20 protein-coding genes are annotated in these 24389 nt (G+C 45.5%); 4 read left to right on the plus strand and 16 right to left on the minus strand.

Annotation, left to right across the window (positions count from 1 at the left end; all coding sequences use genetic code 11):
* Positions 1-4 precede the first annotated feature (4 nt).
* The 8 genes from ACSTTG_RS16430 to ACSTTG_RS16465 all read right to left on the minus strand — a co-directional run bounded on the left by ACSTTG_RS16430 (position 5) and on the right by ACSTTG_RS16465 (position 9457).
* Positions 5-652 (minus strand): TorD/DmsD family molecular chaperone, encoded by a 648-nt coding sequence (locus ACSTTG_RS16430; RefSeq protein WP_438475584.1) that lies wholly within the window; start codon positions 650-652, stop codon positions 5-7.
* Between the two features lie 142 nt (positions 653-794).
* Positions 795-1628, minus strand: coding sequence for a dimethyl sulfoxide reductase anchor subunit family protein (locus ACSTTG_RS16435; RefSeq protein ID WP_438475585.1), 834 nt, complete (start codon positions 1626-1628; stop codon positions 795-797).
* Positions 1625-2251, minus strand: coding sequence for a DMSO/selenate family reductase complex B subunit (locus ACSTTG_RS16440; RefSeq protein ID WP_438475586.1), 627 nt, complete (start codon positions 2249-2251; stop codon positions 1625-1627). Before ACSTTG_RS16440 ends, ACSTTG_RS16435 begins: the two co-directional genes overlap by 4 nt.
* An 11-nt stretch (positions 2252-2262) precedes the next feature.
* Positions 2263-4695 carry a DMSO/selenate family reductase complex A subunit gene (locus ACSTTG_RS16445; protein ID WP_438475587.1) on the minus strand — a complete coding sequence of 811 codons (2433 nt, stop codon included), beginning with the start codon at positions 4693-4695 and terminating at the stop codon, positions 2263-2265.
* A gap of 501 nt (positions 4696-5196) precedes the next feature.
* Positions 5197-5937, minus strand: coding sequence for an outer membrane protein OmpK (locus ACSTTG_RS16450; protein ID WP_438457395.1), 741 nt, complete (start codon positions 5935-5937; stop codon positions 5197-5199).
* Positions 5938-6045: 108 nt separating this feature from the next.
* Positions 6046-7266: a NupC/NupG family nucleoside CNT transporter gene (locus ACSTTG_RS16455; protein ID WP_438457394.1), complete on the minus strand. Its 1221-nt coding sequence runs from the start codon at positions 7264-7266 to the stop codon at positions 6046-6048.
* Positions 7267-7274: 8 nt separating this feature from the next.
* On the minus strand, positions 7275-8246 hold the full coding sequence (locus ACSTTG_RS16460; protein ID WP_438475588.1) for a nucleoside hydrolase: 972 nt from the start codon (positions 8244-8246) through the stop codon (positions 7275-7277).
* Entirely contained in the window at positions 8243-9457 is a 1215-nt protein-coding gene (locus ACSTTG_RS16465; protein WP_438475589.1) for a ribokinase, read from the minus strand. Before ACSTTG_RS16465 ends, ACSTTG_RS16460 begins: the two co-directional genes overlap by 4 nt.
* A 396-nt stretch (positions 9458-9853) precedes the next feature.
* On the opposite strand from ACSTTG_RS16465, the gene ACSTTG_RS16470 reads away from it, so the two are divergent.
* Together ACSTTG_RS16470 and ACSTTG_RS16475 are read left to right on the plus strand one after the other, a co-directional pair.
* The gene (locus tag ACSTTG_RS16470; RefSeq protein ID WP_438475590.1) at positions 9854-10561 is read left to right on the plus strand and encodes a hypothetical protein; all 708 of its coding nucleotides are present in this window, start codon (positions 9854-9856) and stop codon (positions 10559-10561) included.
* A gap of 29 nt (positions 10562-10590) precedes the next feature.
* Positions 10591-11676 carry a 3-oxoacyl-ACP synthase III family protein gene (locus ACSTTG_RS16475; RefSeq protein WP_438475591.1) on the plus strand — a complete coding sequence of 362 codons (1086 nt, stop codon included), beginning with the start codon at positions 10591-10593 and terminating at the stop codon, positions 11674-11676.
* Positions 11677-11728: 52 nt separating this feature from the next.
* Here ACSTTG_RS16475 and ACSTTG_RS16480 read toward each other — a convergent pair whose 3' ends face one another.
* Complete coding sequence (locus tag ACSTTG_RS16480) at positions 11729-12496, minus strand: hypothetical protein (protein WP_438475592.1); 768 nt, start codon at positions 12494-12496, stop codon at positions 11729-11731.
* A 326-nt stretch (positions 12497-12822) separates the two neighbouring features.
* On the opposite strand from ACSTTG_RS16480, the gene ACSTTG_RS16485 reads away from it, so the two are divergent.
* Entirely contained in the window at positions 12823-13419 is a 597-nt protein-coding gene (locus ACSTTG_RS16485; RefSeq protein WP_438475593.1) for a hypothetical protein, read from the plus strand.
* 59 nt (positions 13420-13478) lie between these two features.
* Here the strand turns inward: ACSTTG_RS16485 and ACSTTG_RS16490 are convergent, their stop codons facing one another.
* From ACSTTG_RS16490 to ACSTTG_RS16515, 6 genes are all read right to left on the minus strand, one after another.
* Positions 13479-14534 carry an alcohol dehydrogenase family protein gene (locus tag ACSTTG_RS16490; protein WP_438475594.1) on the minus strand — a complete coding sequence of 352 codons (1056 nt, stop codon included), beginning with the start codon at positions 14532-14534 and terminating at the stop codon, positions 13479-13481.
* Positions 14535-14537: 3 nt separating this feature from the next.
* Positions 14538-15050 carry a TetR/AcrR family transcriptional regulator gene (locus ACSTTG_RS16495; RefSeq protein ID WP_438475595.1) on the minus strand — a complete coding sequence of 171 codons (513 nt, stop codon included), beginning with the start codon at positions 15048-15050 and terminating at the stop codon, positions 14538-14540.
* A 563-nt stretch (positions 15051-15613) separates the two neighbouring features.
* The gene (locus ACSTTG_RS16500; RefSeq protein WP_438475596.1) at positions 15614-17284 is read right to left on the minus strand and encodes a GlyGly-CTERM sorting domain-containing protein; all 1671 of its coding nucleotides are present in this window, start codon (positions 17282-17284) and stop codon (positions 15614-15616) included.
* 364 nt (positions 17285-17648) lie between these two features.
* Positions 17649-18233 carry a hypothetical protein gene (locus tag ACSTTG_RS16505; protein ID WP_438475597.1) on the minus strand — a complete coding sequence of 195 codons (585 nt, stop codon included), beginning with the start codon at positions 18231-18233 and terminating at the stop codon, positions 17649-17651.
* 41 nt (positions 18234-18274) lie between these two features.
* Complete coding sequence (locus ACSTTG_RS16510; RefSeq protein ID WP_438475598.1) at positions 18275-18880, minus strand: hypothetical protein; 606 nt, start codon at positions 18878-18880, stop codon at positions 18275-18277.
* 358 nt (positions 18881-19238) lie between these two features.
* Positions 19239-20741: a sulfatase family protein gene (locus ACSTTG_RS16515; protein ID WP_438475599.1), complete on the minus strand. Its 1503-nt coding sequence runs from the start codon at positions 20739-20741 to the stop codon at positions 19239-19241.
* A 566-nt stretch (positions 20742-21307) separates the two neighbouring features.
* Between ACSTTG_RS16515 and ACSTTG_RS16520 the strand changes: the two genes are divergently transcribed.
* Complete coding sequence (locus ACSTTG_RS16520; RefSeq protein ID WP_438475600.1) at positions 21308-22711, plus strand: helix-turn-helix transcriptional regulator; 1404 nt, start codon at positions 21308-21310, stop codon at positions 22709-22711.
* A gap of 143 nt (positions 22712-22854) precedes the next feature.
* On the opposite strand, the gene ACSTTG_RS16525 is transcribed toward ACSTTG_RS16520, so the two are convergent.
* Entirely contained in the window at positions 22855-24348 is a 1494-nt protein-coding gene (locus ACSTTG_RS16525; protein ID WP_438475601.1) for a sulfatase family protein, read from the minus strand.
* Positions 24349-24389: the final 41 nt, after the last annotated feature.

Consider the following 24389-nt stretch of genomic DNA (forward strand, 5'->3'; position numbering starts at 1 on the left):
ATGCTCACCGATATAAGGGGACGGATTGATACTGGGCATTGACCAAATCGGCCAATTGGCGCAGCGTGCCTTGTGCCACCAGCGCGATCCCCTGATAAAAGGGGGATTCGGCAGCAGCGCGCATGGTATCGAGCATCCTCGGCGCCCACGTGAGCACATGCTCGGTCAAAAACACTGCCAGCGTCGACTCCTCAGTAGGCTGACCATTCACCTGCTGCTCAGCAATCAACTCACACAGGTAACTGATAAAACCAAAGATGATCCCGATATGATCATCCGGCTCGTGCTGCCCGGTCTGTAGCTCAAGGCCAAACTGGTTATAAACCTTGCGGATGGCCAGAGTTTGCGCGCCAAACGTAGCTTGCTCCTCGTTGAGATACACCGATGCCCAAGGCGCTGCCCGTAGGGCATTAGGTCCTACGAAAAGAGCGGCAAAATCAAACTGAATAAGGCTGATATCCGCAGGCGACGCTAACAGAGACAACCCTTGCTGCAATGCCGGATTATTGACCTCAAGCGGCCAATCCTCTATCACATCGTTGCCATACAGCGCACGAATAAAATCATCGCTTGGGGCCTGATGCAAGGCACGATAAAGCATGCTCAAGATCAGGGATAAACCAATATAACTGTCTGGACAATTTTTCATCATACGCGTTTCCAAAAAGCAGAAGGCCGTTGCCGGCCTTCTTAATTATCGTATTAGCCAATACGTCGTTAGTTTTTATTTCTACACCAGCCAGTACCGCCAACTCGCTATTTCAACATGTTAGGCACTCACTGATACTTAATACTTACATGCCGGATCCAGCTCTTAGGTAGACATCATAAAAGAAGATGCGACCGATCAATTCCGAGCAGACAATCATCGCAAAACTGGCCATTAATAGGGGTTTGCGTGGTTGGTCGATAGTGAAAGCGAGCCATAGCAAGACACCACCAATCAAGAGACCAACCCGAACCGCAATAAGGCTAAAGGCATCCAGCACAAGCGCAAAGGGATTGGTTGAGACATCCAGTTGACCTAGCCAGACAAGATAGGCGGCATAACCTGAAAGACTCACCACCGCAAGCACCAAGGCCATCTTCGCTAGCAGTTTTTGCGGCGCTTGTGACTCACTTTGTGGTAGAAGCCAAGCCAACACCGTGGCTGCCGCAATCGGGCCGACCACCGCTGCCGTCATTAAAAATTGGAACGGCGTAAATCGCGTGCTCCATGTCGGCACCGTCGCTAAGGTGTAGACATTGGCGATCGCCAGAACAAACACAATTCCTAATGCCATCGCTAGACACAACACCAAGTTTTGCATTTTTCCCGCGATATCAAACCAGCGCATAGCGGTATAAGCAAGCGCGCTGGCGCCGAATAGTGACAGGGCAACAATTTCCAAACTCAGTGCGCTGCCATGGGCAAGACCAAAGGCGACGTTGAGCATGCGCAGTGGCTGTCCTAAGTGCGTCATCGAGGCAATCGCCCCAATGCCTAGAATGATCAGCGTGACCATCAAGCTTTGGCTCATTGCCTTGCGATCAGGCTTGAACAACAATTCCACCACCCCAAGCGCAACAAACATACCCACCGCGCTTTGGGCTAACACGGTAAAGAAAACAAGAGAGAGCTGACTCATAGTCCTACCTCCGTTGGATTTTGGATGCGGCCTGATTTGTCCCCACTGGGCTTACTGTTAGCGCAGGTGGTCACAATCAGGTTAGGGCTGGTTAATCGCGGATCAGGCAGCGGCGCGATGTTGGCCTTCATGCCATATTGGCTAATGAGCTCATTCATCGGAGCAAAATCCAGCGCGCGCAGCGGGCAGGATTCCACACACACGGGCTTGCTGCCATGCTCTACTCGCTCATAACAGCCATCACACTTGGTCATATTATTTTTGCTCGGGTGATACTGCGGCGCCCCATAAGGGCAAGCCATCTCACAGTAACGACAACCGACACAAACATCCTCTTGCACCACCACCAGACCATCACTCTCGCGCTTATGCATTGCGCCCGTCGGGCACGCTTTGACGCAAGCCGGGTTATTACAGTGATTACAGCCAATCGACATGTAGTAAGCAAACACACTATTGGTGTAGGTGCCATCACTGCCGAGCGTCCAGTCACCACCGGCGTACTCGTAGACTCGGCGCCAGTTCACCCCAACCGGAAGGTCCGAGCGGTCTTTGCAAGACACCTGACAGGTTTTACAGCCAGTACACTTGCTAGTATCAACGTGAAAACCGTATTGAATCATCGATGCACTCCTTAGGCTTTCGCCACTTCAACCAAGATGGAATGTTGGCCATTGCCTTTTGACAACGGTGTCCAGCGCTGTGAAGTCAGGGTATTAACACACCCACCATGATCGACGCCGGTTTTATCCGGGCTGTACCATGCGCCTTGCCCCAATGCGGTAACACCGGGCATTACCCTTGGCGTCACTTTCACTGCCATACGCAGCTCCCCTCGGTCGTTCCAAACCCGCACCAAATCGCCGCTCTTAAGCCCGCGTTTGTCGGCATCAATCGGGTTCATCCACAAGCCATCAAACACCGCTTCACGTAGCCAAGGGATATTGTGGTAGGTCGAGTGGGTACGGCCCTTGGTATGGTAGCCGCACACTTGCAGTGGGTACTGCTGAGCCCTTGGGTCAAGGTGACTGTCCCAACTCACGGTGTATTGTGGCAGTGGCGTGATCACATCGCCTTCAACCAGATCCCACTCTTTGGCAATCGTCTCAAGCTTGGTGGAGTAGATTTCGATCCGTCCTGATGGTGTGCCTAGCGGATTGGCTATCGGGTCTTGGCGGAAGCCCTCCAGTGCGATGCGCCCCTCTTTTGGCGCCACCACTTGATAGGGTCCTTGTTCACGAAGCTCTTTGAGTGACGGTATGTTTGGGTCCTTTTTCATCCGCTCGGCATACAAGTGCTCTAACCACTCATCATGAGTGCGCCCCTCAGTAAACTCATCGTACAAGTCAAAGCGCTTTGATAACTCAGCGCACATTTCATACACACTCTTAGTCTCGTACAAGGGCGCAATGGCACGCTCTACAGGAAACAGTGCCGCCACCGAGCCCGAGGAGTACCCATCTGAGCTGACCTCGCTGTTTTCCAAGTTAGTCACATCCGGCAGTAACAGGTCAGCATAGCGCGCCGAGGCGGTCATATGGTTATCCACCACCACGATAAACTCACACAAGCTCTCATCACCAATGATCTCCGCTTGGCGTTTGAGCTGTGCATGCTGATTCATCAATACATTACTGGCACAAGAGATGATAAGTTTGATTGGATTATGCAGCTTATCGCCGCCAAGAAGGCCGGCGGTTTTATCCGTCATCATCTCATGGCGCCAAATGGCATCGACCCAGTTAAAGAAGGTCACCCGAGTGGTGATGGGATTGGTACCCACCGGAAGTCGCGGGGCTGGGTAGCCAAAGTTGGCCGGCATATCCCCAGTATTGGTGCCAGCAAGACCGATATTACCGGTTAAAATCGGCAGCATAACAATCGCTCGCGCCGTTTGCTCTCCATTCGACTGGCGCTGGATCCCGGTACCTTGGGTAATAAAGCACGGCTTAGCGGTGCCAATCTCGCGTGCGAGCTGAATAATCTGTTTTTCACCAATACCGGTAACTTGCGACGCCCACTTGGGGGTTTTCTCTATCCCGTCTGGGCCGAGGCCCAAAATATGGGCTTTATAGTGACCGTTGGTTGGCGCGCTACTTGGTAAGGTTTTCTCGTCATAGCCCTGACAATACTGATCAAGAAACGCCTGATCGACCAGCTCTTCGGTGATCAGGACATGGGCAATCCCTTCGACCAAAGCGGCATCGGTGCCGGGTCTAATGGGTATCCATTGGTCCTCTTTACCGAGCATGCTGTCGGTATAGCGCGGGTCGATAATAATGGTGCGAATGTTGCGCTGGCGCTGAGCCGTAATATGTTCATGGATCTCGCCGCCGCCACTCATTCGAGTTTCCGCGGGGTTATAACCGAACATCACTAACAACTCGGCATTTTCTATCTCAGAAGTGAACGAGCCGTAAGCTGAAGGTTTGGTAGTACCATAGGTAAACGGCAGCGCAAACTGGATCTGGCCCCAGCTGTAGTTGCCGTAGTAATCAAGAAACCCGCCAGTAAGATTCATCAGACGCTTAAAGCAATCCTTACCATCGGTGCGCAGACCTTGCGTTCCTGAGCCATAAGTAATGTGCACCGCGTCATTACCGTACTCTTTGATGGTGTACTTGAGCTTGTCAGCCATCAAATCCAGCGCTTCATCCCAACTGATACGCTCAAATCGCCCCTCACCCCGCTTCCCTACCCGCTTCATCGGGTATTTCAGTCGGTCAGGGTTATATACACGATGCTTAATCGAGCGGCCACGCAAGCAGGCGCGGATTTGATGCTGGCCAAATTCACTGTCTTGGCCACGGTTATCCGTTTCCACTTGGGTGATCACACCATCTTGGGTGTGAACGCGCAGCGTACACCGACTGCCACAGTTAACTAGGCAGGCCGACCAGTAAGTTTTTTGCTCAGCACTGGAGGATTTAGAGCTATCGTCTGTTTCTGCGATAGCTTTGAACGGCGTATTCGTCAGCGCTGCACTTCCACCGATGGCCGCTCCCCATTTCATAAAGGTCCGACGCTTGATCGGTGAGACGATTGATTGTTCGATCCATTTTTTCATAAGCACACCAGTTATTATTCTTGGTTGAATCTTGATGCCTTGGTTGGAAACTATTCCAACACCCTCTCCATGGTTGCTGCACCGATAGTGACCGGGTTTCGTGCTATCCCCTGCCCGATAAACCGGGTTAACCAAGTCATAAAAGGTGCTGAGCTCAACATTCAAACGCTTGCCTACAAGTTATTGCCCAGAAAAATGTGGCCAATTAATTGTTTGTTTTGAACGTTATAGCGAGCTTATTGTATGTCAGGGAATAAAGGTTTAACTGTGTAGAGGATCAACTTTTAAAATTTAATGTTGCCATTTTGTTATCTCGCGCAACATTTGCAAATTTTTGTATAGATAGAGAGCAGAATATTGAAATTAGAGGAAAGTGATAGAGAAATTTGAGAATGGTCAGCAAGCGGTTGAATAATTATCACAGCTTGTCGAGAGGCCTATGAACATATCATTAGCTTTCATCCATAAAAGCTAATGATATCGAGAGTTATTCTAATTTAATTAGAATTTGTAAGCTAAACGGTAAATAAGAATATCACCGTAACCATCGGCACCTAGCTTGTTGTGGTAGTAACGGTACATCAAGGTTGCATTGATCTTATCGGTCACATCCCAGCCTAGGTTCAAGCCACCGTTAACACCGGTCTTGCCGTTGTTGTTATCGGCATAGTCGCTGTTACGCAGCATCTCAATCTCAGTCCAGTTGCTTAGCAATAGGTTTTGACCAAAGGCTTCAAACGCGTAGCCTGCTGCCCAACCCAGCGTGGCACCGTTAAAGCCGTTTACGTTGCTGTTGGCTTCAAACTCGTTGTATACCGTGGTGTAGTTTGCTGCAACCCAAGGTGTGAACCACCAGCCATCACCACCGATATCCGTGTAACCAAAACCTAGGAAACTGTTAGTCTCTTTAATTTCAGTGCCTTGTGTGCTGTAGACTTTAGTGAAGATGCTCGCGCCTGTATCACCTAGGTAGGTGTGCGCTTGTAGGTTCATGGTCGCTGTCTGCTGACCAGAGTCGCGATCTAGACCCTCAAAATCGTAAAAACCAAATACCTCACCCCATTCGAAGTTCAGACCGCCCTCAATACCAATCAAGGTTTGGTCAAACTCGCTCTCAGACACGCCGTGACCCCACGCTTGATAGTCAAGGTGGATGTTACCCCAGCCTGAGTATTCACCGGCCACTGCGCCAGTCGCCATTAGAGAACAACATAAAAGTGAAGAAGATACTGCTTTGTTCATTGGTTTTATTACCGTGTTTATTTTAGGACGAGCGTCACTATGCCCAGTACACCAGAGATGGGCACAGCGACTAAAAATAATGGGAGAGGTTATCCCCCATAAAGTGAATTAATTAAATGAGAGAAGTAAGCCGACCAGTGCTGCGCTCATTAGGTTAGCCAGGGTCGCAGCAAGGATAACTCGCACGCCCATTGAGGCGATAAATGGCTTCATCTTCGGCACAATCGTACCCAGCACACCAATCATCGCTGCTGGGGCTGAAAGGTTGGCAAAGCCAGCCAGTGCCATGGTAATGATGGCTTGGCTATTCGGGCTCAACGTCTCGCGCACCTCAGAGAATCCCATAAAGGCAACAAACTCGTTGAGTACCAATTTTTGGCCAAGGAAGTTACCGGCGATCATGATCTCATCGCTTGGAATACCCAGTAGGTACGCCACTGGCGCAAATAGATAACCGAAGATGGCTTGCAGAGTTACACCTTCGATGCCAACAAGCGCAAATAGGCTACCCAACATGCCATTGACCATCGCAATCAGCGCAATCAAGGCTAAAAGCATCACACCAATCGCCGCGGCCATTTTTAGGCCATTAAAGGCGCCGCTGGTCGCCGCTTCAATCACGTTGATTGGGCGGTCCTCTTCCTGATAGATCTCCAACTCCACATCTTGTGGCGTCTCAGTTTCAGGGTAGATAATCTTGGCAAACAAGAGGCCCGCTGGCGCTGACATAAACGCTGCAGAGACAAGGTATTTGATCTCGATACCCATGCCAGCAAAGCCCACCAGCACAGAGCCTGCTATTGAGGCAAAGCCGCCCGTCATCAAGGCAAATAGCTCAGATTTGGTCATACGTGGGGCGTAAGGCTTCATCATCACAAACACATCAGTGTTGCCGATAAAGATATTGGCCGCCGCCGCTGTCGACTCTGCCTGAGAAGTGCCAAGCACTTTCTGCACCGCCATACCGAGATACTTCACCACACGCTGCATAATGCCAAGGTAATACAGCACCGACATTAAGGCGCTAAAGAAAATAATGATAGGCAGAACGTGGATGGCAAAAATAAATCCAGAACCAAAAGCACCTAAATCACCAAATAAGAAACGAATGCCCTCGCCTGAATAGTCCATAATCGAGCTAACGGCATTAGAAATACCCACCAGCATGATTTGCCCCGCAGGGACAAACAAGATAAAGGCGGCAATCGACGCCTGGAGTAATAACGCGATACTAACGGTGCGAAAATGAATCGCCTTGCGATTGCAAGAGAATATCCAAGCGATAAAAAGCAGTGTGGCGATACCACACAAAGGGATTAGAGTTTGCATTAAAATGTTTAACCGTTAATTAAGCGTTGAAATAGGTCGACAAACAGGTGGTCGCGTTCAATAAATTTGATCACACGAATTGGATGGCGTCGCTGATCGAAGCTCCAAGTCAAGTTATCGTTCAATACGGGTGAAGCCTGGAAAGTCTCCGTGTACCAGTTCGAATCTAATAGATAGCCGACTGGCGCAATATCCCAAATCACCTTGCGATTGGCGAAACCAATCCAAGGACACTTAGGGGCTTCTGCTGCGAGGTAGTCACCAATCTTGCTGCTACCCGCCAAGTAGTATTGCAACTCCGGTACGGAGGTCGCCAAGGTGTTGGTCACTCCCATGCAAGGGAACAGTGTTAAAGCCACACCCGAGTCAAGCAGAACGCGACTGGCATCGAGGTCTTGGAGCAAATTAAACTCTTGGGTATCGTGCCAATCAAAGCTGTGCCCGCCAAGCCAAAGCACATGAAGCTTTTTAACAATCGATGGATCGGCAATCAAAGCATGAGCGATATTGGTTGGTGCGCCAATGCTGATCACCTGCAACACACCATCACAAGCATGAGCACGGGCGATCAGGTCTTCCACCGCCTCAGAGCGCTCCGGCGCATCACTTTGATACACATAGCGACTGGAGCCTCGGAAGATCTGCGGTTTGCGTTCAGTCTCAACACGCTCCAACACACGCTCAATCTCTTCAAAGCTCAGGGTCATACCCACTTTTGGGTCCGCCACTGGCTCGTGGGCATCGTCAAACATCGCATTGGTAAAGGGTGCTGCATACACCGCTTGCAGATCGATACGATCGCTGCGCAGCATCGCCCAAGCAATGGCAAATTGATCATCAATCTCGTTGTAGGTATCGCTATCGATAACCGTTGCCACCTTACCCTGCTTTGGTACGTCCATGTTTGCCATACGCTCAGCTAAAGTCAGCGTTTCAAAGCTTGCCGTCATTTGCGTCAATCTTGGTTGATGTGGGTTCATTGGAATTTATCCTGTTCAGACATTCTGGCTTTGGCGAGAGCGTATTCCGGCATATTGGATGCCCCTTTACGCTCCACAGCGAGTGAGGCATAAGCGCTGGCAAATTTAATCGCATAATCCAGTGATTGATCGTTGGCTAAACACGCGGCCAATGCACCATTAAACGAGTCCCCAGCCCCAGAGGTATCCGTCACTGCTGCTCGATACGGTGGGTAGTGGCGGTATTGTGTGCCGTCGTACATCAAGGCGCCTTTGCTGCCAAGGGTAATGATCACCACCTTGACACCCATTTGCTGGATCGCCGCCGCGGCTTGTTTTGCCGACTCAATATCAGTGACCTCAATCCCAGTAATATCTTGCGCTTCGGTTTCGTTTGGCGTCAGGATATCGACTAAGTGCAGAATCGACTGACACTCCTCAATGTATGGCGCAGGGTTGAGTATCACTTGTGAACCGCTCTGACTGGCACATTCAACCGCCAGTTTGGTGGCAGAAAAGTTATTCTCTAACTGAGTCAAAAACACCTTTGATTTTTCAATCAGGTTATATTCTTGATGGACCTCAAGATCAGAAATCGTTTTGTTGGCACCGAGGTCAATCGCAATAAAGTTCTCTCCCGATAACTGAGAGACAAAGATTGACGCGTTACCCGTGTGGCGATGTTCATTTTCAAAAATGGTAAATGAGTGAATATCGGTACCAGAGAAATACTGTTTGGCCTTGGTACCAAACTCGTCATCACCAATTTTTACCGCTAAGTGTACGGATTTATTGACCTTAGCTGCTGCTGTGGCTTGGTTTGAGCCTTTCCCACCGGCAAAAAAATCGGTCGATAGCGAATGGATCGTCTCGCCTTTTCTTGGGAAGTCGGGAACTTCAGAAACGATATCGATATTGAATGAACCCAGTACGTAAACACCCAATGTGTCCTCGTTCTCTGCGTTCATACCCTCAAGTTCCTGATCATATTTGTCAGTGAGCGCACTCATAATACTTTTAATGCCTACTTGCTTTAATAATTCTTTATTTTGTTTTGCGAGTCTTGCTCCACCAAAGAACAGCTCTGCGACGCCGGAGTCTGCTAATTGTTTTAAATCTCGTCTTATCGTTCGGTCCGTCACCTCTAGCATGCTTGCCAGTTCAGCAACGGTAACCTGCTTATCTTTGAGTAATAGCGAACGAATAGTGTTGATTCGTTGTTGCTTAAGCATATCGCCTCCCGTTGCGGCACATAATATTGGCATCACACAGCGAATTCTGATGCTGACAACTCAATTATAGAACCGCTTCGGACACCCCCTGTCCGAGTCACCATTATGCGCAACACCAACAAACCAAAAACCCAACCAATTGAGATCAAAAGCACAACCTTCCACCTCAATTAAACGTTTGCGTTCAAGCAAATCACCTTTCAACTAGTCACCACGGTCAATATTCACACACACCATGGGTACGTATTCTTGCACTGCCAACCACCACAAGTCTCCTAGCTCCTCGTAGGGCAACGCCCGTCCCCGAACCTCGCCCCCGTGTTAAAGTTTTTCTAAGTAAAGAAATCCCGAAAAACCCGGTCTATCTATAACGTGTGTTACCAACGGATTGTGCCCATGACCATGAAAGCGTGTTTTCCCTCTGTCCCTGTAGAGGCACCAAGTACTTTTGCTGCCAATAGTGAAAGCCCTGTACGCGCGTGGCTTGAGCAATATCAGACTAGTGAGTTTCTGTTTAGCGACGCGCAGGCTCATGCCCTTTCTCGCCTACTACCCTTACTGGTATGCGGCGAACAAAGCTCTCAATGGGTATTTTATAACGAGTCGCAGCGACAAAAGAGCCACTCAATCGAAGTCACCGCGCAGGACGATTTCGAGCGGATTGTGTTAGATGAGAAATACCATGAGCAAGCGCTTGAATGTGTGCGCAGTCAAATAGGTGAGCCGGTCGATATCCTGTCGATCAAACGCCGTAGTCAGCGTTTTTTTGCCTCACTTGGCGCACGCAAAACCATTGAAGAGCACTTTGCGCAAATAGCTTGTCTGGATGCGCTAGTTTGCAAGCTCATGCTGTTTATCGAAAAAGGTCGCCTAGCCCCTCAGCATCCTTTCGTCCTGCTGTGCCGCGCGATAAAACAAGATGAAGCTAGACATGTTTCAGTATCTAAAAAGCATGCACTGAGGCTGGGCTACGATAAATCAAAATGGCGAGAGATGGATGCGGTGATCTCACAACGACTCTTTGAACTTCTCAATACTGAGCGGACGGCTTTTTTAGAAATCGGTGTCCAACTAGACGATATATTCGACGCGACCAGTGCCTAACCAATTCGATTTTCAAGGAGAGATAACCAATGAGCGTGACTTTCTTACCAGACAAAGTATCTGTACTCGCTGCCAGTCATCAATTCCCACCACAGGTACTTAGCAATACCCAATTGATATCGGCACTCGAACAATTATCCGGCAAGCGCTACGCCAAGACTGCTGCTAGGATTGCACCCTATTTAGGCATAGAGCAGCGACATTTCTCACGAAGCATCAAAAAAGCCGTCAGTCACCCTACCCCTTCCAACTCCGATCTTGCCGAGCAAACCGTCCGCGCTCTGATCAAGCAATCACGGCTAACTCTCGAGGATGTCGATTATCTTATCGGCCACACCACCACACCGGATACCCAACTGCCGCCAAACATCGCATGGGTGGCAGAGAAACTTCGATATCAGGGCCCTTTTATGGAGCTGCGCCAAGCCTGCACCGGCTTTGCCAATGCACTACAAATCGCAATCCCGCGAATTGCGATGTTAGATAAGCCCGTCGCTATCGTTGGCAGTGAAACCGGCTCAGTTTATTTTGATTATCAGCCGGACTTTTTAGATAAATCACAGCTAGTCAATTACATGCAAATGGGTGACGGTGCGGGAGGGATCATTGTAGCGCCAGAGACACATCAAGGCATCGGCACTATCTCAGATTGCTTTACCGGGCAAATCGGCATCGACAAATCCCCTGGGCTGTCTCTCGATGGCGGCTCACTGTCCGCCTATACCCAAAATACTAAGGTGCGCTTTCATCATAATGCTCGCAAAGTACGTGAGAATGGTCAGGCTCTGTTCGAAGCGAGCATTCAGGCTTTAGAGAGCCGAGGTCACCGGCTTCGCGACTTTGACTACATCATTCCCCACCAAGCCAGTGGGCATATCGATACTATGCTTTCTCAAGCTCTGGATGTGGACCCGGCTAAGATCGTTAACGATGCCAAACATTGGGGTAATTTAGGCTCGGCGGCGATTTGGTGCAGTTTTTCAAGCCTGGTAAATAATGGCAAATTAAAACCAGGCTCAAAAGTAGTCGTGTTAGGGGCTGAGGCAACCAAGTATATGTTTGGTGGATTTGTTTATTGTCATCAATGTGAAGCTCAAGCAACCGAAATTCGGTAATGTCTCGAACTCCAAACCATTACTATCGTCCACTTTTTATCAGACAACTTAACTATTTAACTGAGTAGTAAAACCCAAAATCTTGTCCAGATGAGCGTTCAAGAATGATGAACATAGTATACTCATATTGTTCTGATTCTAAGTGCAGGCTCCCGACAGAATGTTCATCTATTCCACATGAGTATGAGGGCAACGTAAACAAAAGATCATAGGAATCACCAATGCCTGTATAACCCTCGCTGATGTACTCGCCCCTTGAGAAACCTGAGTCTAGAATTTTGGCTGTTATTGAACAATCGGAGTAATAATTAATCTCGACAAGATCGTCCCCAAGGTAACGGATTTCAATGTCAGACCCGAGCCTATTGTAAAACTCTCTGTTAAGGATTCGCTTATCAAGCCTAGCCGCCTCACCTCTTTGTGCTGTGTATAACAAGGAAGAAGATATATCGATATCAAGCATCGGAATATTTAATGTATAAGGCAATACCTCTCCATCAACTGACCCTGTATAAGGTATTGATAGCGTTGCATCATACAAAGTATCCTCATATCTTACAGGAAAGGTATGCACTACTGGAGAGTCTATCGACGACAATAGAGAAACACCTCTAAGTATCGGTGGCGCGTCACTAGGTCGTATCTGAAGGCTCAAAGATCCGTTTTTTGTAATAGTGACACCTATTTCGTGATCATCGCCAAACCCTGATGAATCAAGATAGTAACCTGCAGTTTGCGTGCTCACACCGGAACCGTCTGAGTTACACCCAAATATTAAGCCTACCACACCCAAGAAAAAGACTATTCTGACGACATTCATTTTGATCTCCTTATCAATAACTTAAGTCGAAGTTACACAGCATCAACAAGTATGCACCCAACAACACATCAACCAAAATTAACACAAAGGTTTGCCAATCACAATTTATACTCTTCATCAGAGTCTCTGATATGTTTCATTATTTTCTTTTTGTTCAGTATAAGTTCAACAAAACAGATAAATCCTATGACTAGGGTCAAAGTGCACTAATATAACTACGATAAAATCCTTAATTTATAGTGTTATCTTGTTGGTCCATGTTTCGATTAATTAATCTCATTTACTCGCTGATTAAGCCAGGTTAGTCACAGACTTTTGGAGTAACAATGTTAAACATGCGTATATCGACTCATTTGTCATACCGCCAATTACTCATTGTTATTGGTGTTAGTACTATTGTTGCTCCTAGTGTTCACATCCTTACTGATGCAGCAGAGTGGTATCATGGCAGATTCTCTGTTTTCTGGCTTTGGCTAAACTATATCGCTTTCGTTGCAATGCCATTTGTCGTAATTGGACTCTACGCAATACAGAGGTCGAAAATTCAATCCTTTGGTCTCATCGGCGCCTTACTATACGGTATAGCCTTTGTCTATTTCGCCCATACCTCGCTTTACGCGATCACAGAGAACGTCTTGGATTATCAGGCTCTGTTGCAACAGCTCGGCTCCCTCTATACTGTTCATGGCCTATTGATGGTGGTTGGTGGTATTGGTTTCGGTATCGCTACATACAAAGTCCAGATATTCCCGGTTTGGACTTCCATTTTATTTATCATCGGCATAGCCGCCAATTTATTGGTTGCGATTATTGGTGCTCCTGAGATATTGCAAACAATTGGAAGCACGGTACGTAATCTAGGACTTATCGGGATGGGCATTTATCTGATAAGAAATTCCTTTGAGCTGGCTGAGCAAGCTTAAAACAGCTTTGCCACTTACCCACGCGAGTTAAGCGGCAAAGCTTCGAGTGACAAGCTTACTTATCGACCAGTAACCTCTAACACCAATTTGCCCACATGGCGTTTATGCTGAAAATCCTCTTGAGCTTGAGCAATCTCTTCAAGTGGATAGCTCTTAGCCACCAAAGGCGAAATTTGGCCTTTTTCAATGCGAGCAACAAGATTACCAAACACCTCTGGCTCTAGCACCGTACAACCAAAAAAGCTCAAGTCTTTGAGGTACAGCGTACGTACATCCAACTCAACGATTGGACCTGCAATTGCACCAGATACCGCATAACGCCCCTTAGGGCGCAGTATCTCAAGCAGCTTTGGCCATGTTGGACCCGCAACCAAATCAATCACCACATCGACACTCTCAGTGCCAAGTGCTTCCACCAAATCCTGACCGCGTTCAATCACACGCTCAGCACCAAGGGCCATCAATTGCCCTTCCTTACCAGCACCTGCAACAGCGATAACTTTTGCACCACGCGCTTTCGCCAATTGAACGGCTGCAGAGCCCACCCCGCCAGAAGCGCCAGTGACCAGCACTGTATCCTGCTCACTCACATTTGCGCGAGTCAGCATATTCTCTGCCGTCGAGTATGAACAAGGGAACGATGCCAGTTCAATGTCAGTCATTGAGGTCTCAACTTTGTAGGCATGCACATCTGAAACGACAGTGTACTCGGCAAAGCCGCCGTCACACTCCGAACCAAAGTACCAAGGCGCATCCAATTGCTGACCGTTAACCTTCTGCAGTGATGGTTCAATCAGAACACGCTCACCGATACGGGAAGCGTCAACCCCACTGCCCACAGCGACAATGTATCCACACACATCAGCCCCTTGAATACGGGGAAATTGCAACGCATTACCGGACCAACTTGCATCTTCACTATTGTTATCATTTTTAGAGTACCAACCAATACGGGTATTGATGTCCGTGTTGTTGACCCCTGCGGCTGAGACCTTGATCAACACCTCGTGCTCTTTTGGCTGTGGCACGGTGACGCTAGAATTAACTTTCAGCATCTCTGGCCCGCCGTGACCGATCATTTGGACTGCGGTCATCGTGTTAGGTATCGAAGTCATTGTTTATTTCTCTTTGATTAATTGGTTGACGGTATATTTAGCTATATCGATAGTGGCCTTACCCATCAGCGGCCAAGCATTAGAAGCGCCCTCGTGGATAAGGAAAATCGCGCCCCCAAGTTGCTCACAACCACATAAGCTAGCCAGGTAGGCGCGTACTTGTTGTTTGTGTTCACTGACCACCTGACTGATCTCTGGATTATCAGCAAAGTCAGTCAGCGCGTTGGTTGACATACAGCCGTTTGGTGCTTCTGTCTCCATCCACAGTTCGAGACGTTCAAAAATCTGCATTATCGCTTGATGGGGTTCGCTGGCCAAATCAGACATCAGGTGATTGAGGTAACGCTGATGTCGGTGCTCTAGTGCCCCAACGATCATCGCCTCCTTTGAGGGGAAGTATTTATACAGCGTACGTAAACTGACGCTGCATGCTTTGTTGAGCTGAGCGACGCTCGGTTGAGCAAAGCCATGCAAACTAAATGCGCTTTCCAGCTCCGCTGCGATCTGCTCTCTCATTCTTTCTCTCCAACTAGGTATAACGTTTGTTCTACTTAGGGTAGAGCAAACGTTATACCTATGGCAAATGGTTTTTGGTCGCTCGTGACCTATCTATGATAACTCCCACTCCCTTCACTGTATCAATAGCGACATCGCCCCTTTTTGGTGGCCTGTGACAAAAGAGATTAAAGGCTTTCTAATCTAAGCTTTCTGTACGAACTCCTGATAGACTCTATTAGTAACGAATAGTAAGACAAACAACTCGATTAGACACCTGCAGTTGAATTAGGAAAAAAAAAGAGACATGGATAGGATTCATGTCTCTTTTGAAAATAATAGAGACATGATTATAGCCCTATTATTATAATCACTGCCCGCTGATTTGATGGCTAATTTTAAAATATGCTAACATCATTTTAATATCGGACATTTGCAATTAGATACATTGACTTGTAACACTCGATATTTGAACTGACAGATACTACATATAAAATTAATAAAATATCAGAACAAATTCGAGTCAACCAGGTTCAACAGTACAAATACTCTATATAGAGCCTACAACTAGTACTTGGTTCTTATCAGTTAATTATCTTATTGTTCTTTCTAAATAAGATAAGTAGTGGCAGCATCAAAAATGTAAATAGGCCAAAACTACTACCGCTGCTACTGCCAGAACCACCGCCGGGCTTTAGATCAGGTTTGCTTTCAAGGTCTCTATCGGATAAATGAATGTTATCGATATAGACCATGCCCTCTTCATTACTTGCAAAATACAACATTTTTGTTTTGGTCAAATCGTAATTAGGGCCTGCGTCTGCTAGTTGAGTAATATCGACTTGAATGCGCTGTACTGCTTCATCAGCATCGAGCACGACTTCTTTTTGCAGCATAGAATCCTTAGTATAGTCATCACCGGCTATAATTTTAACAATCAATGAAAATACATCGCCACTAGCATTGAAAACATCAAATTCAAGTGTTTTACGTGCTGACCAATCGTTAAAAACTTCAAGCGCAACCGAGCGTTGATTAAAGTTAGTTAACTCTAGATCCTCATAGATTACTTGCAGTGATTGACTCCCGTTCGATACATACTCGTCTTGACTTACAATATAATTGGTTGCAATAACGGCTTCGTTAGACTTAGTATCGAACGGCGCACCATCTTGCGCAGACTCGAAGTCTTGTACCATGGTGTGATCGTAGTCTTTGTCCTCGTTACCACCTTCACCGCCGTCACCACCTTCACCGCCATCGTCATCGCCATTGTTGGTTAGCATCATATTATTTACAGAGACGGTAATGTCACTCCAACTAACAAAGTGCAATTCGTCAACAAGAACACTGTCCACGAAATTCGCGCCAGCAAACTCTTCATCATCTAAGAGTAATTGGATTTTTTGAACTTGATCATGTGCAGCAAGAGTAAACTTGCCAATGTAGGCATCAATCTCATCCCACTTATAAGTTTCAAATAGTTTGAAAGTTACTTCGGCAGGTATACCAGATTGATTGTAAATATCAAATTCTATTGATTTTCGGTGGCTCCAATCTTTCGTACCGTTAAACATAAGCTTTGCAGCGCGTTGTTTTTCTGGGCTATACGTGATCTGCCAAGACAAGGTATCTTCGTTGGGTGCAAATCCATCAGTAACGATATTGTCTGGCGCAATATCTCGTGAGTCCACCTGATTGTTAAGGCCGAAACGTGTAAATGTCTCAAGAGGTTCTTCTTCAGAGATTTCGACTACTCTAAGGTGGTCGAAATACACTATATCGTCACCTGTAGATGAGTTTCCTAGATAAAACTCGAAGAAGTCTGCATTGAAACCTGCAGATGCAATAGGTAAATCTAGGGTAGTGAATGTACCGTCAACACTCGGGGGAACTTGGTAGCTATTGTCAACACGCTGGCCGTCAGCGTTTGCTAACCTTACCCAAACACCTTGACTCTTAGAAGATTTATTTAATACATCGACCCTAAAAGTGCTGTATTTACTCAAATCTACTGGCTGTTGAAACCCTGAACTAACACCGACCCAGGCTTCTCGAAAATTGACCTCCCATGAGCGCTCATCCCCATTGGAAGAGTACTCATTCCAAACACGTTCCACATTTGAAGCATTCTCGGGATTGAGCTTTGTATCTATTGGATAATCAAAAGATTCTAATACAACTATATTTTCTGCATTAGCACTTATACTCAGGCCAATCAGTGAACTGATTAAGGCCAACTTTATTGCTTTCATTCGTAACTCCTTAAATATCGATATCAAAAAGTTCTTATATTATTCATTTCCTATACTGAACCTTAAGGATGCGTTTTAGCCCTACCCAGATTATAAAAATATTCATCCCAATTTTTTAGTTGAACGCTTTCGACACGCCGATAAACTGTAAATTAGAATGGCATGTTAACATTAAAATTTTATTTTCCTATAAAACGAGCAAGGCATACTATTCTAGTCACTCAAAACCTAGCCGATACAACAGGTGTGGTGATTCCATAAACAACACCTATTAGTGACAGTTAAAGTTAGAAAAGTGAGAGTTATCTATCAGTTAATAACCTACAGTGTAAAATAACCTCACTGACGTTCACTCACCTAGATGTTAACTATCACTTGGGCTTACAACCTGAAAGTTTTCTAGCAGCACGGTTTGTTGGTCAATTGGTCCGCGAACAAATACCGAAAGCTCGATCAAGCCTTGCAAGTTAATCTGTGTCCCTCCTTCATAGCCACGTAACTTACGCTTGCCACCATCTAGTAACATTTCGACTTCTTTCGTCTCGCCTGGTTTTACTCTTACACCGTAGTTTAGTTGGTTTGTTTTTTGGCCAGTTAGGCCAACACTATCAATTAATTTGAAATATACTTGTGCTGATTCACTCGTTGGGTTTGTCACATTAAACTTAATACTTTGCTTATCTGCCCAGTTCCACCAACCTTTTTGTGGCGTAAACCTTGCTAGTGGCCAGCGAGAGTACTTTTGCATTTCACTAACAGCATCAAACTCTATTTTTAATTGTTTACCTACCATCTCAGTCTTAGCATAATTATTTGCCTTGGCATTTGATAGAAAAATCTCAGATGTCAACTCAGAGACTTTGTTGGTTGCTGCTGAATCCGCTGCAACACCTGTCGTAAAGAGGATGGCGCTAGCCAATAGTACGATATTTTTCTTATAAATTTTCATCAATTTATTCCTATTTGTGGGAAGTGATTAAATACTTTAAGTTACCCTTTAGATGAGCCAACTAACTGAAAGTTTTCAAGGTACACCGTCTGAGGTTCAACAGGGCCTCGGACAAACATCTTGAGTTCCATAAGTGATTGGAGATCAAGCTCCGTACCACCGGTATATCCAGGAGCTTTTCGCAAACCTCCATCCAACTTCATTTCGATCTGCTTCTTTTCTCCAGGACGTAGACTTACAACGTAGTCCAATTGATTCGCTCTAATGCCTGAAAGACCTTTTTTATCCGTTAACTTAAAAACGACTTTTGCAGGTTTTTGGCTCGGATTGGTAATATCAAATTTAATTGCTTCCTTATCTTCCCAGTTCCACCACCCCTTCTTTGGAAAAAAGCGCGCTGTTGGCCAGCGTGAGTTACTTTGTGCTGCCGTAACACCTTCAAATTCAACCTTTAGAGTCTGATTTTCCATTATCAATTTTGAATATTTAGGTTTAGCAGAAGATAGAAATACTGCTGAGTTGTACTCATTCACCTTGACCGTGGCATTTGTACTTGCTTGTTGTGCCACATTTGTCGTTCCACAACCGTAGACACCAAAAAGTATAATAGTCAATATTACAGTGCTTTTTACTTTCATCATGTACATTTAGAGTTCCTTTGAGATATAAAGATTTATTACTGGACAATTTATTCATTAAGCAAATCAAACACTCACACTGAGTATTGAAACCAGACACACTTGTAGCGCTCTAACCTTCAAAAAATTAATCATTACAAGTGATCACTTAACCAACAATAAGTAAAACCTATGAAAAAAATAATTTCAATGATGTGTATAATAAGCTTCATCACTCAGCTCAATACATTTATAGGTTTAACTTTATGTTACCAACCCTATAATTTTAATTTAATCACTCTTCCCAAAGTGGATTTTAGAGTCCAACTAGTAGCCTCAATCTATTGTATGATTAAACTCCTAGCCCGAAGGTTAGGAAACTATAGGCTTACTCGATTTTAAAAGGAGGACGCTCCTCAGCGAGTTTTCTGCGCTCTGCATAATGTCTGTCATACCAGTCACCGACAGACTTCTTGTAATGATGACTTTGCTCTAGAACATTACGAATATTACCTTCGTTCCACTCATTCCATTTTGCAGCCAACACTCTTTCTAACTCTGCATCCTTACCCACGAGGTTGGAGCTTTCATAAGGATCATTAATCATATTAAACAGCGATCGGCCGCTGATTCCAGCATCACCCTTGCCTCTATCTGTAGCAGGGAAACCTTGCGACATAAACTTATACTCAGGTGTGCGCACAGACCAGATATTATCGGCTTCTTCAAAACGCCAGAATAATGCATCATGTGGGGAACCCTTTTTCTCTCCATTGAGATAAGGGATCAAGTTTTTCCCCTCTAATGGTAATTTTGAAATATCAATACCTGCGATATCGAGTGAGGTAGCGGCAATATCGAGTGCAGATACCAAACCGTCAAATTCGATACCCCCACTAAAGCCTTTAGGCCAATGAGCAATAAACGGTACATGTACACCGCCTTCAAGTAAGGCTACTTTTCCTCGACGGAAGGGCGTATTGTCCGCCCAATCATACGTGGGTAGCCATTCCTCTGGGAACACCCCTCCATTATCTGAGAGGAAGAAAATTAAGGTATTGTCTAGCTCATTGGTCTTCTCAAGGGTATCAATTATCATTCCAACACCTTGGTCCATTGAGTCAACCATAGCAGCATAGATCCGACGGTTTTTGTCTTTAATATGGCTATATTTTGCAATATCTTGCCCCATCGCCTGTAGAGGAGCATGCGGGGCATTGTATGACACATACATTAAAAATGGTTGATGACCGGCTGTTTCATCGATGAACTCAGATGCTTTGCGGCTTAACGCTGTTGTCAGATACTCATGAAATTCCACTGGCTTACCGTTTTCAACCATTGGCTCCCAATACTCATTCGGATGCCCTACCGCGACCCCTTCAGGAAAGTAGTTGTGACCGCCACCAAGGAATCCATAAAAATAGTCAAATCCGCGATTTTGTGGTTGAAAGTGTAAAGCGCCCCCCATGTGCCATTTTCCCACCATACCAGTACGGTAGCCAGCTTGTTGCAGGTGCTCTACAAAGAGTGTTTCTGAAAGAGGTAATCCCATATGTGGATCATTTGGTGCGTAATGAATATTGTTTTCCATACCAAAGCGAGCTTGATAACGACCCGTAAGTAATCCAGCACGGGAGGGACCACAGTATGAATGCGTCACATAACCATTATTGAATATAACTCCATCGTTTGCCAACCTATCAAGATTTGGCGTTTGAATTTCAGTCTCACCAGTGAAGCCTACATCATTATATCCTAGATCATCCGCTAGTATGACGATAATATTTGGTGAATCGGAATTAACCGTTGCTTGCGCAGGCGTAACACCATTACAGGCCGAGCAGGCGAGTGCTATTGAGAGACCTAAGGTAGACCTAGTCAATTTCATATTATTTTCCCTAATATTTTTACGCTTAGCCAAATAACACCAAGCAGCTTCATGCCACAACTTAACTCTTGCTATTCTGGCTATATCCTTAGATAAGCAATCACTTAAAGATTACTAATTTAACTACATTAACTTTATATTTAACCTCACCTATCATAGCGACAAATCAACATTTAATTCTCAAGCAACGTACTTTACCTAAGTCCTATACAGTCACTTTTTTAGCTATCAGAAAGCAAATCCAGCAAGACGTGTGACACAAGTACTTTACCAGCAACCACCCCCTTATATCCGTTAGTAACTACATTTAACCAGTTACCTCACAATAGTGCTTCAACATTTTATGTAAACATTTTTAAAAATAGGTTAAACTCATACAAAACAGAGACTTACAACAAAACCATCGTTCCATAACGAGACTTAGATCAACAATGAATATATTTGAAAAAAATCACAACCTAGCTAATGTCAGTAAAGTGCTCGTTGGATCATATTTCAAAAACAATCTCTTGAGTTGTAACCAACTCAGCTTATATAATCTACAAAACTAACCATAGAATTTGATTATGTACGAAATAAAAGTAGAGTTAACAATCCTTGCTAGAGCCATTATCCCCTTTGCGGGTGCTTGTGTCTTTTCTGGTGTGTTTGTATATTTAACACTAGTAAGGCAGCGTATGGGTAAGGCTTACCCATATATATCTACCTTTATCATAACCTTCATTCTCTTCTTATGCGGGCCTCTGATTAATGTTATGCCTAACGAAGAAATCAAAGCTATTTATGATTTAATCCGAAACTTACTACTTTTCTCAACTGGGATCCCTGCTTTACTAATAGGGCTATTCATTCTCGCTAACTCACGCATCTCAAAAAAAATTGCAATATTAAGTATTACATCAGGTTTAGCATGGTCAGCATTATTTTTTCTAACCCTTCCTTTTAATCTAGGGCTCGATTATGTGCCAACTTACCCTACTATTTACTATGCACAGGCTTTATTTATCACTCTATGGTTATTAGCTCCATGCTGTTATTTGTTATTTAAAGGTGTATCTCGGTTTGTATCTTTTTTTCTCTATGGTGCATTGAGCTTATACCTTTTTATGTTGATTGGTAACTTGCTAGAACTATGGGAGGTCTACTACGTTGGCTCAAGCCTGACCCCCTTAATTTGGGGTGCTGCAATGTTCTTTGATATCAAGCAAACTAACCGTGAGTTAGAGCACAGTCATCAACAAGAAAAAACTAGGCCAGAAAAAGTAATATTAGACAAAGTGACATTCAGCGATTACTACCCAGCTGAACGTGATTTGGCTTATCCATTGAAAGAGCGTGAAGAGCTGATTGAGATAGTAAGAACATCCAGCTCCGGTCTAATTGAGGACAAAGCTACTATGCTTTTTACTAAGCTTAAGCAGTTCACTTATGACGATATCAATACTATTCGCCTGAGAGTCAAAGAAATCTTGTTTATGCTTTATGACACTGTCATTTTTACTGGTGCTGAAGCACCTGCGCTAATTCAAAAACTTGAAGGGCTCAGTAGGCGTATTGACGACTGCACCAACTGCGATGACATCTTTGTTATACTCACTCAAGAGTGTCAGTTCTTGGTACAAACGGTAAAAGAGAGTTCCAATCGTAGTTTAAACAACCAGTTAGTAGAAGATATCAAGAAATACCTGAATACATACTATTACAAAGACATTAGTGTTAATGATGTCGCCGCCACGGTGAAGGTCAGTCGCTCCCAAGCTACGCAGGTGTTCAAAGCTAACACACAGCAAACCATTAATCAGTATTTAACCGATATCCGTGTTAATCGAGCTAAGATATTGCTTTTGTCTCAACCAGTAACGAATGTGGCATTCGATGTAGGGTTTAACAACCCCACATATTTTTCTACTGTGTTTAAAAAGTCAACTGGTATGACACCCAGTCAATACCAACAAGTGGCACGGCAGTAAATACTTAGGAAATTTTGAGCTATTCTGTTCCCATTGATTTTGGCTTCTTTGAAACAAAAACCTGCAGTGCGCAGGCTTTTTAATTTAATAACAAAGCGGCTAATGGCATCATCCGGCTTTGGTTAATTTTTAAGGTGGGACATTTAATCTATTTTGAAAGGAGCACGGTTTTCAGCCATTTTTCTGCGCTCTGCATAATGTCTATCATACCAATCCCCTACCGATTTCTTGTAATGGTGGCTTTGCTCAAGCACATTCCGAATATTACCCTCGTTCCATGTGTTCCACATGGCGGCCAGTTCTTTTTCAAGCTGGGCATCTTTACCAGCAAGGTTGGTGCTCTCGTATGGATCGTCAATCATATTAAACAACGAGCGACCACTGATCCCCGCATCCCCTCTTCCGCGATCAGTCGCAGGGAAGCCTTGAGACATAAACTTGTACTCAGGCGTTCGTACTGACCAGATATCGTCGCCTTCCTCGAAGCGCCAGAACAGGGCGGCGTGTGGCGAGCCTTGTTTTTCACCATTAAGGTAAGGGATCAAGTTTTTGCCCTCAAGTGGCAAGTCGGAAGTATCTACGCCAGCAATATCCAGTGAAGTTGCGGCAATATCCAACGCAGAGACAAGACCATCGAACTCAATGCCACCCTCAAACCCTTTTGGCCAGTGAGCGATAAACGGTACGTGAACTCCACCCTCAAGCAGTGCCACCTTGCCACGGCGAAATGGCGTGTTATCCGCCCAATCTGAGTTGGGCAGCCAAGCCTCTGGAAACACGCCACCATTATCTGAAAGGAAGAAAATCAGTGTGTTGTCAAACTGATCTGTCTCCTCGAGCTTGTCCATGATCATACCAATGCCTTGGTCCATCGAATCCACCATAGCAGCATAGGTACGTCGGTTTTTGTCTTCGATGTGTTGATACTTGGCAATATCCTCTTTGGGCGCCTGCAGCGGAGCATGCGGCGCGTTATAAGAGACGTACATTAAAAATGGTTGTTCGCCTGCGGTCTCACCAATAAAGTCAGAGGCTTTGCGACTTAGCGCTGTGGTGAGGTACTCGTGAAATTCGACTGGCTTACCATTTTCAACCATCGGCTCCCAGTAAGAGTTCGGGTGTCCAACAGCGACAGCGTCTGGCCAGTAATTATGACCGCCACCTAGGAAACCGTAGAAATAGTCGAAACCGCGGTTTTGTGGCTGAAAGTGCAAAGCACCGCCCATATGCCATTTACCCATCATACCCGTGCGATACCCCGCCTGCTGAAGATGTTCAACGAACAGCGTTTCAGACAGCGGCAGGCCCATATGTGGATCGTAAGGGGCATAATGGATATTGTTTTCCATCCCAAAACGGGCTTGATAGCGACCAGTTAGTAATGCCGCTCGCGATGGACCACAGTATGAGTGCGTGACGTAGCCATTATTGAAGATTGCCCCTTCCTTGGCCAATCGGTCGACGTTGGGTGTTTGAATCTCAGTTTTACCCGTAAAACCGACATCGTTATAGCCTAAATCGTCCGCTAAGATAACAATGATATTAGGTAGTTCGGTGTTTGCCGTTGCCTGCATCGGTGCCATACCGGTACAGGCGAGTGCTATCGAGAGACCTAAAGTAGACTTAGATAGTTTCATAATGTTTTTCCAGGTATTTTCCTTACGGCTTAACTCCCCCA

Source organism: Vibrio glycogenivorans, assembly GCF_051660965.1.
Classification (GTDB): domain Bacteria; phylum Pseudomonadota; class Gammaproteobacteria; order Enterobacterales; family Vibrionaceae; genus Vibrio.

Excerpts from the sequence above, each read along its gene's own strand:
- ACSTTG_RS16430 (WP_438475584.1), bottom strand. The coding sequence starts at position 652 with ATGATGAAAAATTGTCCAGACAGTTATATTGGTTTATCCCTGATCTTG.
- ACSTTG_RS16435 (WP_438475585.1), bottom strand. The coding sequence starts at position 1,628 with ATGAGTCAGCTCTCTCTTGTTTTCTTTACCGTGTTAGCCCAAAGCGCG.
- ACSTTG_RS16440 (WP_438475586.1), bottom strand. The coding sequence starts at position 2,251 with ATGATTCAATACGGTTTTCACGTTGATACTAGCAAGTGTACTGGCTGT.
- ACSTTG_RS16445 (WP_438475587.1), bottom strand. The coding sequence starts at position 4,695 with ATGAAAAAATGGATCGAACAATCAATCGTCTCACCGATCAAGCGTCGG.
- ACSTTG_RS16450 (WP_438457395.1), bottom strand. The coding sequence starts at position 5,937 with ATGAACAAAGCAGTATCTTCTTCACTTTTATGTTGTTCTCTAATGGCG.
- ACSTTG_RS16455 (WP_438457394.1), bottom strand. The coding sequence starts at position 7,266 with ATGCAAACTCTAATCCCTTTGTGTGGTATCGCCACACTGCTTTTTATC.
- ACSTTG_RS16460 (WP_438475588.1), bottom strand. The coding sequence starts at position 8,246 with ATGAACCCACATCAACCAAGATTGACGCAAATGACGGCAAGCTTTGAA.
- ACSTTG_RS16465 (WP_438475589.1), bottom strand. The coding sequence starts at position 9,457 with ATGCTTAAGCAACAACGAATCAACACTATTCGTTCGCTATTACTCAAA.
- ACSTTG_RS16470 (WP_438475590.1), top strand. The coding sequence starts at position 9,854 with ATGACCATGAAAGCGTGTTTTCCCTCTGTCCCTGTAGAGGCACCAAGT.
- ACSTTG_RS16475 (WP_438475591.1), top strand. The coding sequence starts at position 10,591 with ATGAGCGTGACTTTCTTACCAGACAAAGTATCTGTACTCGCTGCCAGT.
- ACSTTG_RS16480 (WP_438475592.1), bottom strand. The coding sequence starts at position 12,496 with ATGAATGTCGTCAGAATAGTCTTTTTCTTGGGTGTGGTAGGCTTAATA.
- ACSTTG_RS16485 (WP_438475593.1), top strand. The coding sequence starts at position 12,823 with ATGTTAAACATGCGTATATCGACTCATTTGTCATACCGCCAATTACTC.
- ACSTTG_RS16490 (WP_438475594.1), bottom strand. The coding sequence starts at position 14,534 with ATGACTTCGATACCTAACACGATGACCGCAGTCCAAATGATCGGTCAC.
- ACSTTG_RS16495 (WP_438475595.1), bottom strand. The coding sequence starts at position 15,050 with ATGAGAGAGCAGATCGCAGCGGAGCTGGAAAGCGCATTTAGTTTGCAT.
- ACSTTG_RS16500 (WP_438475596.1), bottom strand. The coding sequence starts at position 17,284 with ATGAAAGCAATAAAGTTGGCCTTAATCAGTTCACTGATTGGCCTGAGT.
- ACSTTG_RS16505 (WP_438475597.1), bottom strand. The coding sequence starts at position 18,233 with ATGAAAATTTATAAGAAAAATATCGTACTATTGGCTAGCGCCATCCTC.
- ACSTTG_RS16510 (WP_438475598.1), bottom strand. The coding sequence starts at position 18,880 with ATGTACATGATGAAAGTAAAAAGCACTGTAATATTGACTATTATACTT.
- ACSTTG_RS16515 (WP_438475599.1), bottom strand. The coding sequence starts at position 20,741 with ATGAAATTGACTAGGTCTACCTTAGGTCTCTCAATAGCACTCGCCTGC.
- ACSTTG_RS16520 (WP_438475600.1), top strand. The coding sequence starts at position 21,308 with ATGTACGAAATAAAAGTAGAGTTAACAATCCTTGCTAGAGCCATTATC.
- ACSTTG_RS16525 (WP_438475601.1), bottom strand. The coding sequence starts at position 24,348 with ATGAAACTATCTAAGTCTACTTTAGGTCTCTCGATAGCACTCGCCTGT.